This is a genomic window from Spiroplasma endosymbiont of Andrena trimmerana (genome assembly GCF_964019575.1).
GTDB lineage: Bacteria > Bacillota_I > Bacilli_A > Mycoplasmatales > VBWQ01 > Spiroplasma_E.
In genome coordinates, this window is the sequence record NZ_OZ026455.1 from 848,122 (window position 1) to 862,120 (window position 13,999).

Genomic DNA, 13,999 nt, shown 5'->3' on the forward strand with positions numbered 1-13,999 from the left:
AAAATTGTAAAAGAAAATTAAATATTAGTTTACAAATGATTATTAGTTTTTCATTTTATTATAAAAATTTTAAATATATTTTAATAATAAATTGCTAAATTGTAAAGGTAAGTGCAACTAAATTATTTTTCTATCCAAATATTCGATTGGTGAAAGATAATTTAGTATTTTTCTCGGTTTTTGATTTAAAGACAATATAAATTTATGAACTTCATTTTTATTAGTTTTTGAAAAAATAAATTTTTTAGGAAATTTTTCTCTAATTAAACCATTAGTATTTTCATTAGTACCTCTTTGTCAAGGTGAATATGGATTGGCAAAATAAATTTTTACATCTAAATTTTTTTCAAGTTGTTGTCAATTTGAAAATTCTTTGCCACGATCAAAAGTAATAGTTTTAACAATGTTTTTAGGAAGAATTGATAAATAATAACTGACATTTTTATTAATAACTTTAGTAGTTCTGTTTTTAACTAATATTGCTAAAGTAAATCGTGATACTCTTTCAACTAAAGTTATTAAACATGATTTGCTTTTACCTCGTGATGATACTATAGTATCTCCTTCTCAATGACCAAGTGTTATACGATCATTAACATTTATATCTCGTTCTTTAATTGATTTACCATTAAACTTGCCACGATTTTCTTTAGATTTTCGTTTTTTACCTTTTCTTCTTAAATTTTTACTAGTAACTTTATCAAGCATTCCAAAATAAATTCAAGTATAAATTGTTTTAAAACTAATAACTCATTCTTTATGAAAATTTTTAATTCTGCCATAAATTTGTTCAGGTGATCAACCTAATAGTAATTTTTGTTGTACATATTTTACTAAATTCTTATTTTTAAACTTATGAAAACTAATATGTGATTGTTTTCGATTTTCAGCTTTATTTTGTGCAATTAATGAAAAATAATGATTATTATCTTTATTTCTATTAATTTCTCGAATAATAGTACTAATACTTCGATTAAGATTTTTAGCTATTTCACTAATTTTAAATTTAAATTTCAATTGATTCTCAATATAAATTCTTTCATCTATGCCAAGATGTTTATAACTCATATAAAAACTCCTTACTTTTTTCTAAACTAAATTTAGCATTATGAAATTTTTATATGAGAATTTTTTGCAATTTTATTTACTTGCACTTACAAGTATAACTCAGCAATTATAAAAATTTATCAGAAAAAAAATTCTAATGATACATTAGTTTTAAAACATTTAATTTTTCAATTTTGAAAATATAACAAAAATGAACTATGTTTATTTAAAATTAAAATATTACAGTTGTTCATTTTTGTAAATTTTAAAGATAGAATTATTTTAAACTAATGCTTTGTAAAATTAAGTTATACTAATTCCTAGAAAGTTTAATTTTATAATTATCTTTTAACTTGATTATTTTTTTAATTTATTTGTTAATTTTGATATTATTGTATTTTACTATAATTTTAATTGTGTAAAGTAAATTTTTTTATTTTAGAACTAAAGAATATCTGAAAAATTGCTATCAAATGATTTCAATTAAAGAGATATTTGATATTTTAGGTGTAGATTGTTTACTAACTCCTAAATAAGTTTTATTTTTATCATAAACTATACTTAAAAGTTCATTACTTTTTATAAGACCAATATTTAAGATTTCATTGTTTTTTGTTACGATATTAATACGTATAAATTCTTCCCCACGATTAACATATAAATATTCTTCATTAAAATTATGATATACTGTTTCATTTTCATCAGTTTTTACAAAATTATATTTTCCTATTTCTTCTAACTGCTTTTCTTTAATAATTAATTTGTAAATAAATGCAGTTTTAATTGAAGTTTCTGTATTATAATTTATTCCATAAAAATAAAAATTATTTTTAATTTTATAAGCATCAAGTATAATAGCAGCTTTGCTATCTTTAATGACTGGAAATAAAGTTACAATATCATCTAAACTAGTAATAAATATTTGTTCAATTGTATAGTCATTATTTTTACTAATAACATAACTATTTGAACCATTTGTAAACATTTTTGAAAATATTAAGTCAGATTTATTTTTTAATGTTAATGTATTTTTATTATTAACTTTATATGCAGTAAATTGTTTATAATTATCAACAAAATATAAATACCCACTTTTTTCATTAAATGTCATATAAAGATTATCATCAGCAGATTGTTTTATTGTTACATTGTCTTCTTTTAAATCTAATATAATTGCTACTGAACTTTTCTCTCACATTGCGGAATGAGTAACAATTATATAATGTTCGTATAGGTATACATGACGATTATTATAGTTATTTAAAAATGGATTATTACTTCCAGTTAAGCGATAAACTGTTGTTGCACTAACTTCTGGTTTAGCTTCATCACTTAAGTCTAAAATAAAAAATTGTGTTTGTGCAGTATTTTTTCCATCACTTATTAAAAATTGATAATAAATTTTTTTGTCCCATTTTTTATTATCTTCTTCATTAGTAAAAGCAATTCCTGAACCATTTTCAATTGGATATGCTCTGTCTTGTTCATAGTCTGCTAATAAAATTAGATTATTCTCTTTATCAATTGTATAAAAACCAATAATATTGTCTTTAATAATAACACCAAATATTTTATCATTAATTTTTGATATTGCTTGTAATCCATAAACTGGTATAGATTGTTCACTATTTCATTGAAAAGAAATGTTATTTGAAATAGCATTTGCTTTTATTTTTTTGTTTAACATAATATGTCTTCTTTCTTTTAATAATTTTTTAAGACTTTATTAATATTTTTTCTAGTAGTTATTTTAACTTACAAATGAAAGGTTATATTAATAAAATCTTAAATTAATTTTATTATTAGAAATTTTAGTATGCCATAAACAATTAAAACTTTATTTTTTACTTATAATTTTTAATTTATATGAAAGTACTACAATATTTTTAGTTTTTTATAAGCTGAGTTATACTTGTAAGTGCAAGTAAATAAAATTGCAAAAAATTCTCATATAAAAATTTCATAATGCTAAATTTAGTTTAGAAAAAAGTAAGGAGTTTTTATATGAGTTATAAACATCTTGGCATAGATGAAAGAATTTATATTGAGAATCAATTGAAATTTAAATTTAAAATTAGTGAAATAGCTAAAAATCTTAATCGAAGTATTAGTACTATTATTCGAGAAATTAATAGAAATAAAGATAATAATCATTATTTTTCATTAATTGCACAAAATAAAGCTGAAAATCGAAAACAATCACATATTAGTTTTCATAAGTTTAAAAATAAGAATTTAGTAAAATATGTACAACAAAAATTACTATTAGGTTGATCACCTGAACAAATTTATGGCAGAATTAAAAATTTTCATAAAGAATGAGTTATTAGTTTTAAAACAATTTATACTTGAATTTATTTTGGAATGCTTGATAAAGTTACTAGTAAAAATTTAAGAAGAAAAGGTAAAAAACGAAAATCTAAAGAAAATCGTGGCAAGTTTAATGGTAAATCAATTAAAGAACGAGATATAAATGTTAATGATCGTATAACACTTGGTCATTGAGAAGGAGATACTATAGTATCATCACGAGGTAAAAGCAAATCATGTTTAATAACTTTAGTTGAAAGAGTATCACGATTTACTTTAGCAATATTAGTTAAAAACAGAACTACTAAAGTTATTAATAAAAATGTCAGTTATTATTTATCAATTCTTCCTAAAAACATTGTTAAAACTATTACTTTTGATCGTGGCAAAGAATTTTCAAATTGACAACAACTTGAAAAAAATTTAGATGTAAAAATTTATTTTGCCAATCCATATTCACCTTGACAAAGAGGTACTAATGAAAATACTAATGGTTTAATTAGAGAAAAATTTCCTAAAAAATTTATTTTTTCAAAAACTAATAAAAATGAAGTTCATAAATTTATATTGTCTTTAAATCAAAAACCGAGAAAAATACTAAATTATCTTTCACCAATCGAATATTTGGATAGAAAAATAATTTAGTTGCACTTACCTTTACAATTTAGCATAACAAAAAATGTTTTGTCAATAAAAAAGGTTACTTTTTACTAGTAATCTTTAAATTTATATTTTAAATTCAATTATTATTTTATTTATAGTTTAAGTAATATTGAATATTATTTTTAAAATTAAGATTTATTTAGAATGTATTTTATTATTGTTTTAAGTATAAAATATTTAGAATTTTGAGAAAAGTGTGAAATTGTAGTAAGAATATTAAATTGGAAAGTGTAATAATGTATCATTATTATATGAATAAAACTTTTTAAATTTTAAAGTACTTTTTCTAAATAAATCTTGACTTAATTTTATAGTTAAAAATTTAGATATGCAATAAAAAAATAAAATTAGAAAAATTATTTTAAATAAGCAATTGCTTCAATTTCAATTAATGCATCTTTGGGAATTCTAGCAACTTGAACTGCTGCTCTTGCTGGAGCGTGTGTACCAAATATTTCTTCATAAACTTTATTCATTTCAACAAAGTGATTTAAGTCTTTTAAGAAAATATTAACTTTTACAATATTATTTAAAGTAATATTAGCAGCTTCACAAATTGCTTTAATATTTAATAAACTTTGCTTAGTTTGTGAAGAAATGTCAGTGCCAATAAATTCACCTGTTTTACTATTAATTGGTAATTGTCCAGAAATATATAAAAGGTCACCTGCAATTATTGCTTGACTATATGGCCCAATAGCAGCAGGAGCATTAGGCGTATGGATAATATTTTTCATAGTTTATCACTCTTTCTAAAATTATTATGTTTTTGCATCATTGAATATATTAGTAAAATGTAGCGTTATTTTTAAGTTATTTACGTGGTATTAAATAATTAATTAGTAATATAAAATTAGCATCATTAATTATTAAAACTTGAACAACTATAAATATATTTTACATGTTTTTCTTTTCATTTTTTTAATAATTATTTTTCATTTTAATTTTAATTAAATATTTATTTAATATTTTATTATCAGTATTGAAAATTAAATTTTATTTTTATTTTTTAACCTTTATAAGTGTAAAAAAAATATTATTCAAATAATTTTATCATTTTTTTAGAAAAAAAATACATTTTATGGTTCACTTTATAAAATGTTACTATATAATTTGATTACAGACCAGTAACATTTTTAAATTGGTTTGAAGATAACGTAGTTATAATAATATCTATAATAGACATTATAATTATAATTCTTAAAACATTAGGAGGAAATTTTTATGGCAAAAAGTAATTCTAAAACAAAGACAGAAATTATTAAGATAGTGGCGCAAAAGTCTGACGTCACAATTGCCTTAGCGACTAATATTATTGATTTATTTTTTGAAGAGATAAAAGTTGAAGTTGCAAATGGTGGTAAAATTAATATACCAAAATTTGGAATATTTGAAACTATTATTCGTGAAGCAAGAACAGGTCGTAATCCCCAAACTGGTGAATCTATTGTAATTAGTGCTTCTAAAGCACCTAAATTTAAAGCGAGTTCTGAATTTAAAAAACATACTAATCAACAAACAGAAACTTTAGCTTCTTAAATTAAAAATTTTAAAAAATCAAGATAAAATGGATATAAATTAGAAATTATATATCCATTTTGTTCTACTTTTTTATATGTCAGTGCTTTTTTTTGAATTTTTAAAAATTTTAATTTTTCTCAAAAAACTAAAAAAAAGGCATTATGTTCTGAAAAATAAATAATAACAAAACTAATAGCATTAAGATAAAAAGCATTTTCTAAGTATTCAAGTTGATGTTTTTTAAAATTATTTCATGGTAATGTTAAAGACTTAGTACTTTTTGCTTCAAAACACAAATATTTACCATGATAAACTCCATGATAATCAACATTACTTTTTTCTTTAAAAATTTTATTGTTTTGATATAAAATTGATGGATTTTGTTTAAAAATTAGTGCTTGTTTTTCATTATTTATAATTTCAATAGTATAATTAATTATAGTTTCAAGAAACATTCCACGGTTAGCATAAAACATTATTTTAATTCCCCCTTACATATAGAATATTACTAACTTTGGAATAGTTTTCCTTTTAATTAAAGGAGGTATAAGTATGAATATTTGTAAAAAGGATATTATAGATAAAGAATTTACTGTTGATTATAAAGGCTATGATTCTAAAGAAGTAGATTTATTTCTTGATTTAGTAGCTACTAATTATGAAATACTAGAAGAATTTGTAAATAAACTAAAAAAGCAAAATGCAATTTTAGAAAATAATAATTACAAGTTACTTAAAGAAATTGATGTTTTAAAAACACAAATTTTAGTTTTAAAACAAGAAAAACAAAAATTAGAAGAAAAAGGTGTAGAAAATGTTGATATTATTACGAGGTTAAGCAAATTAGAAAGTATTGTACATGAAGAATAAATATGTTATAATTTTTTTCTAAAAGAATAAAAAATGAGCTAATCGCTGCATTAGTATGTAGAGGAAAGTCCACGCTCGCACTTTCTGTGATGAAAGTAATGTTTGTGTTAGAGAAAACAATAACTCTAAGCAGTAATTCTGACGGCTGACAAAAACCTAAGTTTTTTATTAAATAAGGTTCTAGTCTATAAAAGTGTCATAGAGACGAGTTTTAAGGAAACTTAAAAGCTGGAACGAGATAAACCCCACAAGCGAGAAACCCAAATTTAGGTAGGGGCATTGGTTTATTAGAAATGAATAATAAACCGAACTATTGTTTACAATAGTAGATAAATGGTTAGCACTTGCAAGAAGCAAGAACAGAACGTGGCTTATGATTTTTTTATTCTTTTTTTGTATTGTAAATTATTTGATTGAAGGTTTAAAAATGACTGAACTTTTAGTTTTATTAGATAAATTTAATTTTAGAATTAGTTGTTGTGAAAGTATTACTGGTGGACTTTTTGCTCAAGAGATTACTAGTATTGCTGGTGCTTCTAAATATTTTAGTGGTGGTTTTATAACGTATACTAATGAATCAAAAATCAATATTGTTAAAATTAAAAAACAACCATTGAAAAATATGGTGTAATAAGTAAACAATGTGCTATAGAAATGGCTTTAAATACACAAAAAATTTTAAAAACAAATATTGCTATTAGTTTTACTGGAAATGCAGGACCTAATGCTCTAGAAAATAAACCGGTTGGTTTAGTATATGTAGGTATTGTTATCAATGATAATGTTTGATGTGAAGTGTTAAATATTTCAGGTAATAGAAACGAAATTAGATCAACTATAGTAGCAAAAGCAGTAGTTATTTTAAAAAAAATTTTATTAAGTTTTTAAATTTTAAAAAGGAATTATCTTACAGAGTTATTAATATTTTGTAGGGTGATTTTATGGAAATAAACATTAAAGAAAAAGAGCAATTATTAGAAAAGGCCATTAAGCAAATTGAAAAAGAATTTGGCAAAGGTGCTATTATGTTACTAAGTGATAGTAGTATTGGCGATATTGAAGTTATTAGTTCAGGAAGTATATTATTAGATGATATTTTAGGTGTTAAAGGTTTTCCAAAAGGTCGTATTATTGAAGTTTATGGACCAGAATCGGCAGGTAAAACTACATTAGCATTAATGGCTTTAGCAGAAGTTCAAAAACAAAATGGTAGAATAGCATTTATAGATGCTGAACATGCATTAGATCGTCAGTATAGTCAAAAATTAGGTGTTGATATTAGTCGTTTATTAATTACACAACCAGATTCAGGAGAACAAGCATTAGAAATACTAGATATTCTTGTACTAATACTTCGATTAAGATTTTTAGCTATTTCACTAATTTTAAATTTAAATTTCAATTGATTCTCAATATAAATTCTTTCATCTATGCCAAGATGTTTATAACTCATATAAAAACTCCTTACTTTTTTCTAAACTAAATTTAGCATTATGAAATTTTTATATGAGAATTTTTTGCAATTTTATTTACTTGCACTTACAAGTATAACTCAGCAATATTTTAAACTAATTATAATTGATATTCTTTAGTATTAATTAGCAATAATGCTATTAAAGTTAACTATATATAGTATATAATTAATTAGAAAGAGCATATAAGTGGAGGAATAAATGACAGATAATCAAAAATATATTACTGTTAAAGGTGCACGTGAACATAATTTAAAAAATGTTAATATTAAAATTCCAAAGTATAAGTTAGTAGTTATTACTGGTGTCTCAGGAAGTGGTAAATCATCATTAGCTTTTAATACAATTTATGCAGAAGGAAGGCGAAGATATGTTGAATCACTTTCAGCCTATGCTCGTCAATTTTTAGGAAACAGTGAAAAACCTGATGTTGATGCTATTGATGGTTTAGCACCAGCAATTTCTATTGATCAAAAAACTACAAGTAATAATCCTCGCAGTACTGTTGGTACTGTTACTGAAATTTATGATTATTTGCGTTTACTTTATGCACGGATTGGAAATCCTTATTGTAATAAGGGTCATGGTCCAATTAGCACGCAAACTTTAAAAGAAATGGTTAATAAAATTAAAACGTTAGAAGATAATACTAATATTGAAATTTTAGCACCAGTTATTAATGCTAAAAAAGGTAGTCATCAAGATTTATTAGCAAAATTAAAACAAGAAAATTTTTTGCGAGTTAAAATTAATAATAAAATATATAGTTTAGATGAACCAATTGAATTGAATAAATCATTACGTCATGATATTGATATTGTTATTGATCGTATTAAATTTACCAATGATGATAATACTATTTCACGAATTCATGATGCTTTAGAAGTTGCTTTAAATCATAGTAATGGTTTAGCAAAGGTTATTTTATCGCAAACAAATGAAACGTGATTATTTTCTCAAAAATATGCTTGTAAAATTTGTGGATTTTCAATTCCCAGTTTAGAACCGCGTTTATTTTCTTTTAATGCACCAAGTGGAGCGTGTTTTGATTGTAAAGGCTTGGGAGTAAAATTAGAAGTTGACGAAGAATTATTAATGCCAGATTTAAAATTATCAATTAATGATGGTGGCATTGAGTATTATAAAAACTTAGTTGGTACTAGTAATTTAGAATGACAAAAATTAAAAGTTCTTTGTTATCATTATTTAATTGATTTGAATCAACCATTAAAAAATTTAACAAAAACACAACTTAATTATATTATGCGTGGTAGTGATGAAGCCATTACTTTTAGTATTACTTCGGCAAATGGTCGTAAATATCCTAATCATGATTATATTGAAGGCATTGCCACTTTAATTGAAAGACGTTTTTTAGAAACAACTAGTGATTTTGCCCGTGATTATTATCGTAAATTTATGAGTGAACGTACTTGTTTAACTTGTCAAGGAACAAGATTAAATGAATTTGCACTAGCAGTTAAAATTAAAGATGAAAATAATAAAGAAATGAATATTAGTCAATATACTAATTTAGACATCGAAGAAAGTTTAACATTTATGTTAAATATTAAATTATTACCTTATCAACAAGAAATTGCTAAATTAATATTAGTAGAAATCATTAATCGTTTAAGTTTTTTAACTAATGTTGGTTTAGGTTATTTAAACTTATCACGAATGGCACAAACTTTATCTGGTGGTGAATCACAACGAATTCGATTAGCAACTCAAATTGGTTCACAATTAACGGGAGTATTGTATGTTCTTGATGAACCTTCAATTGGTTTACATCAACGTGATAATGTTAAGTTAATTGAAACTTTAAAACAAATGCGAGATCTTGATAATACATTATTAGTAGTAGAACACGATGAAGATACAATGTGAGCAGCAGATTGATTAATTGATATTGGTCCAAAAGCCGGAATTTATGGTGGTGAAGTAATTGCTGAAGGTACACCACAGCAAGTTGCTAATAATCCTAATTCAATTACTGGACAATATTTAAATGGTGAAAAATTTATTGCATTACCTAAATCAAGAAGAAGTGGTAATGGCAAAGTTATTGAAATTCAAGAAGCACAAGCTAATAATTTACGTAAAATAAATGTTAAATTACCTTTAGGTAAATTTATTTGTGTTACTGGTGTTTCAGGAAGTGGTAAATCAACGCTTGTTAATGATATTTTATATACTAGTATTCAAAAGTATTTAGGTTTAAAGGGACAACGACCAGGAAAACATAAAGCAATAAAAGGGACTGAATTTATTGATAAAATTGTTGCTATTTCGCAAGAACCGATTGGCAGAACACCAAGGAGTAATCCTGCTACTTATACTTCAGTTTTTGATGATATTCGTGATTTATTTACACAAACACCAGAAGCAAAAATTAGAGGATATGCTAAAGGTAGATTTTCATTTAATGTACCGGGAGGAAGATGTGAACGTTGTTCTGGTGATGGTGTTATTAAAATTGCGATGCATTTTTTACCTGATGTTTATGTAACTTGCGAAATTTGTGAAGGAAAACGTTATAATAGTGAAACATTACAAGTTAAATATAAAGGTAAAAATATTTATGATGTACTAGAACTGCCTGTTGATTTAGCATTAACTTTTTTTGCTAATCATCCAAAAATCCATAAAAAGTTAGCAATGATACAAGAAGTGGGATTAGGATATGTAAAATTAGGACAACCCGCTACTGAATTATCTGGTGGTGAAGCACAAAGAGTGAAACTAGCTAAAGAATTACAAAAACGTGCTACTGGCAAAACTATGTATATTTTAGATGAACCAACTACTGGTTTACACGTTGATGATATTAAAAGGTTAATTGAAGTTTTAAATAAAATTGTTAATCATGGTGATACTGTTGTTGTAATTGAACATAACTTAGAAGTTATTAAAGTTGCTGATTACATTATTGATCTAGGACCTGAGGGTGGAAAATTTGGTGGTGAAATCATTGCTACAGGAACACCAGAACAAGTAATAACAAATCCTAAGTCTTATACTGGACAATATTTAAAAGCAGTTATTAATCGCGATTTGAATAGAAAATAATTAAAATATTTTCTGTAGTATTCTTGAATTTTAACAAAAGAAGTGGAGAAATAAAATGTCTTTAGAAGTAGTACCAAATTTAAAAGAAATACTTATAAATTCAACTATACAAAATGTTAAAAGTAATATAATAAAGTTAAAAGAAGTTTTTAGTACTTCTTCTAATATACAATACTTAGAATATTGATTTATTTTTTTTGAAAAAGATTTTTTTTAAAATTTAAAAATAATGGAAAAACAGTATCAATGAATGCAAAAATTTTTAGTGAAAGTAAAAGATGAAGTATTTAATGATGAAAGAAAAGAACTTGAATTTCTTTCTTTTAAGTTTGAAAAAGAAAATTTTTTTCCATGAGATAAAGAACTAGAGTTTGAATTACTTGAATTTACTTTAATGTGAGAGGAACAAAAACAGAAGGAAAAGGGTAAACTTATTGATAAAATTACAGCATTAAAAATAGAATTAAATTGTAAATTAAGTAGTAAAAAATGAGAATTAAAAGAAAAATTATATAAAATTAATAATCAACAAGAAATTATTTTAAATTTTCATAATAATAGTCTTAAAAAATTAGAAGTTTTTCAAAAACAGAAAACAAGTAAGATTTTTAAATTTAAAAGTAAATTAGTTAAGTTTTTCACTTTTGGTTATTATAATTTTGAAATAAGATTAGTTAATAGAATAGAATGTGAAAAAGTTGTTTTAAATAATCAAAAAGAGCAACTTTATAAAATTGGATTAAAAATTTGTAATATCAAAAAAAGTTTGAATAAAGTTGAAATAAAAATTAGAAAAAAAAGACAAAGACTTAATTTATTTAAAGAAAATATTGTCTCTCTTGTTAAGGAAATAAATTCAATTAATGTACAAAATACTGAAATTTCAACAAACAATAGATTAATAACACAACTATAGTTATTCTTTTTATTTGTAATCTAAAATTGGAGAAAATTATTTCCATTTATATGATAAAATCTTACTTATATATAGACATGAAAGGATTTGTCACTTTGGAAAAAAGAGTATATTTTTTAAAGTTTAATAAAAAAATTCTTAAAATGGATTTAATAAGTTTTGGAACTGGTTTAATAGGTATTTTTTTGGGAATTCTAAGTATTTTAGCATTACAACCTTTTTGAGATAATGATAAAGCATCACTTTGAATAACTGTTGTTGCAATTTTTTTTGATATTACTAGTTTTACTTTAGCTTTTCTACCTTTTTTCTTAATGTTCCGTTTAATTAGATTAAAGAAAACTTTGATAAAACAAAATATGAAATTATATAGAAAAGATCAATTTAGTATTTCGCTTGATTTTATTAGTTTTTGTTTAGGTATTATTGGAACAAGTTGCGAAATTATTAGTGTTATTGTGCTTTTACCTCAATTTAATGATAATAAAGTTTTTTCATATCAAATTACTATTGTTGCTGTTGTTTTAAATATTATTAGTTGTATTACTTGTTTAATGGCAACATTAATTACTATTAATATTATTAAAGATTATAAACAAAGAGGAAATTCTATTATTTAAATATGATAATGTCCACTTTTAGCATAATTATTTTTTGTACTATGACAAGCTAAATCAATTATGTTAAGATATTTTCAGTTTAAGTTTATTGTTAGAAGGAGAAGTCATGAATGATAATGAAAAAATAAAAGGTAATTTTTATGTTCTAGGAGATAGTTTATCAGACACAGGAGCATTAGTAAGTGTTTTACAGCTCTTTTTAAGCATTTAAAAATACCTAAAATAGTTAAAATGTTACCACCATTTTATAAAAATTCTTTTTCTAATGGTCCTGTGGCAGCACAAATTATTGCTGATTATTTGCATATAAATTTAACTTTTGCTTGAAGATTTGACCTTTTTTTATTTGCTGATGAGCAAATTGGTAATAATTATGCAGTTAGTGGAGCTTTAGCTAGTAGAAAAAAAGAATTAACAGTAGAAAGTTTTGTTATTAATCATTTTGATATTATTCATCAAGTAGATGCTTTAATTAGTCAGCATCATATTAATAGCAATGATATAATTTTAGTAGAGTTTGGTGGTAATGATATTTTATATGCTTTTAAACAATCATTCAATCATTATTAAACGACCAAGAAGAAATTATTAATAAAGCAGTTGAGTTAATAAAAAATGCTTTAACTAAATTGATAAATAAGGGTGCTCAACGTATTTTATTATGTAATGTTCCTAATATGAGTATTATCCCTTTATTTAAAAATAAAGAAAAAGATAAGGAACGTATTTTAAATTTAACTACTAATTTTAATAAAATGTTAGATAGTGTTATTGAAGAATTAAATAAAAATAAAAAAAATATTATTAAATATGATATGTTTGCAGCGATAACAAATGCTATTAATAAGTTTAAAAGTTTGAATATTAATAACAATATTATTGATGCAGCAGTTACTACTGATTTTAGTGAAATAATTAATAATGGTATTATTGTTCCTCATTTCAATGAAGGTGTTAATGAAGAAAATATTAATAATTATTTCTTTTTTGATAGCATTCACCCTAATAAATGAGCACATAATATTATGGCTCAAGAATTAATTAAATTAATAAATGATAATAAGAATTAATTAGAAATATTTATTTATAAGAGTTATAATTTTGTTATAAAGGAAAAAAAATAAATATGAAAAAAGAATGAGTTAAATTAATTAAAGTAGACTTTATGCATGGTGTTGAAGAACCTTGATGTAATAACAAAGGTGTTGCAATATTACCATTTATAATTGAAGATGATGGTAGTCGTTATTTTATGCAAACATGTGAGAGTAATCCTTTATTTAATAAAAATAAGTTGGGTAAATATAGTTCAATTACTGGTGGAGTGGAAAATAATAATCCTTTGGAAACAGTTTATAATGAAATGAGAGAAGAAACTGGTATTTTTTAACAAAAGATACACCTATTTACTTTTTAGGTACTCATTATGCTTCAAAAATAAGCACTAAAGTATGATATTATTATGCAATTGATTTAACTGCACTTAATTTGGATGCTAAATTGTAAAG

Annotated in this window: 13 protein-coding genes, 1 other RNA gene and 2 pseudogenes; 12 read left to right on the forward strand and 4 right to left on the reverse strand. The window is 23.4% G+C overall.

The annotated features are described in order from the left end of the window. Window positions 1–117: 117 nt before the first annotated feature. Window positions 118–1,068: an IS30 family transposase gene (locus tag AACL03_RS04945; RefSeq protein WP_339038665.1), complete on the reverse strand. Its 951-nt coding sequence runs from the start codon at window positions 1,066–1,068 to the stop codon at window positions 118–120. A 445-nt stretch (window positions 1,069–1,513) separates the two neighbouring features. Continuing rightward, a complete protein-coding gene (locus AACL03_RS04950) occupies window positions 1,514–2,734 on the reverse strand; it encodes a hypothetical protein (protein WP_339039657.1) in 1,221 nt (406 codons plus the stop codon). 317 nt (window positions 2,735–3,051) lie between these two features. On the opposite strand from AACL03_RS04950, the gene AACL03_RS04955 reads away from it, so the two are divergent. Continuing rightward, complete coding sequence (locus tag AACL03_RS04955; protein WP_339038665.1) at window positions 3,052–4,002, forward strand: IS30 family transposase; 951 nt, start codon at window positions 3,052–3,054, stop codon at window positions 4,000–4,002. Window positions 4,003–4,376: 374 nt separating this feature from the next. Here AACL03_RS04955 and AACL03_RS04960 read toward each other — a convergent pair whose 3' ends face one another. After that, window positions 4,377–4,757 (reverse strand): RidA family protein, encoded by a 381-nt coding sequence (locus AACL03_RS04960; protein WP_339039659.1) that lies wholly within the window; start codon window positions 4,755–4,757, stop codon window positions 4,377–4,379. Between the two features lie 487 nt (window positions 4,758–5,244). Here AACL03_RS04960 and AACL03_RS04965 point away from each other — a divergent pair, with 487 nt between their 5' ends. Beyond that, window positions 5,245–5,559, forward strand: a complete 315-nt coding sequence (locus AACL03_RS04965) for an HU family DNA-binding protein (RefSeq protein ID WP_252320859.1) — start codon at window positions 5,245–5,247, stop codon at window positions 5,557–5,559. On the opposite strand, the gene AACL03_RS04970 is transcribed toward AACL03_RS04965, so the two are convergent. Next, window positions 5,556–6,017 carry a Holliday junction resolvase RecU gene (locus AACL03_RS04970; protein WP_339039661.1) on the reverse strand — a complete coding sequence of 154 codons (462 nt, stop codon included), beginning with the start codon at window positions 6,015–6,017 and terminating at the stop codon, window positions 5,556–5,558. The genes AACL03_RS04965 and AACL03_RS04970 overlap by 4 nt on opposite strands. A 76-nt stretch (window positions 6,018–6,093) precedes the next feature. On the opposite strand from AACL03_RS04970, the gene AACL03_RS04975 reads away from it, so the two are divergent. The 10 genes and pseudogenes from AACL03_RS04975 (at window position 6,094) to AACL03_RS05020 (ending at window position 13,881) form a co-directional block, all read left to right on the forward strand. Further along, a complete protein-coding gene (locus tag AACL03_RS04975; RefSeq protein WP_338959370.1) occupies window positions 6,094–6,411 on the forward strand; it encodes a DivIVA domain-containing protein in 318 nt (105 codons plus the stop codon). A gap of 29 nt (window positions 6,412–6,440) precedes the next feature. Further along, an RNA gene (rnpB, locus tag AACL03_RS04980) (RNase P RNA component class B) lies at window positions 6,441–6,790 on the forward strand. Between the two features lie 48 nt (window positions 6,791–6,838). Next, window positions 6,839–7,299 (forward strand): annotated as a pseudogene (locus AACL03_RS04985) (CinA family protein). Between the two features lie 53 nt (window positions 7,300–7,352). Continuing rightward, window positions 7,353–7,757 (forward strand): annotated as a pseudogene (locus tag AACL03_RS04990) (DNA recombination/repair protein RecA); the annotation flags it as partial. Between the two features lie 327 nt (window positions 7,758–8,084). Beyond that, window positions 8,085–10,955 (forward strand): excinuclease ABC subunit UvrA, encoded by a 2,871-nt coding sequence (uvrA, locus tag AACL03_RS04995; protein ID WP_339039663.1) that lies wholly within the window; start codon window positions 8,085–8,087, stop codon window positions 10,953–10,955. A gap of 250 nt (window positions 10,956–11,205) precedes the next feature. Continuing rightward, window positions 11,206–11,871 (forward strand): hypothetical protein, encoded by a 666-nt coding sequence (locus AACL03_RS05000; RefSeq protein WP_338958734.1) that lies wholly within the window; start codon window positions 11,206–11,208, stop codon window positions 11,869–11,871. A 95-nt stretch (window positions 11,872–11,966) separates the two neighbouring features. Further along, on the forward strand, window positions 11,967–12,491 hold the full coding sequence (locus AACL03_RS05005; RefSeq protein ID WP_338958732.1) for a hypothetical protein: 525 nt from the start codon (window positions 11,967–11,969) through the stop codon (window positions 12,489–12,491). 231 nt (window positions 12,492–12,722) lie between these two features. After that, window positions 12,723–13,061 (forward strand): SGNH/GDSL hydrolase family protein, encoded by a 339-nt coding sequence (locus AACL03_RS05010; RefSeq protein WP_339039665.1) that lies wholly within the window; start codon window positions 12,723–12,725, stop codon window positions 13,059–13,061. Window positions 13,062–13,111: 50 nt separating this feature from the next. Beyond that, window positions 13,112–13,561, forward strand: coding sequence for an SGNH/GDSL hydrolase family protein (locus tag AACL03_RS05015; RefSeq protein ID WP_339040165.1), 450 nt, complete (start codon window positions 13,112–13,114; stop codon window positions 13,559–13,561). Between the two features lie 56 nt (window positions 13,562–13,617). Continuing rightward, window positions 13,618–13,881, forward strand: a complete 264-nt coding sequence (locus AACL03_RS05020) for a hypothetical protein (RefSeq protein ID WP_339039667.1) — start codon at window positions 13,618–13,620, stop codon at window positions 13,879–13,881. Window positions 13,882–13,999 lie beyond the last annotated feature (118 nt).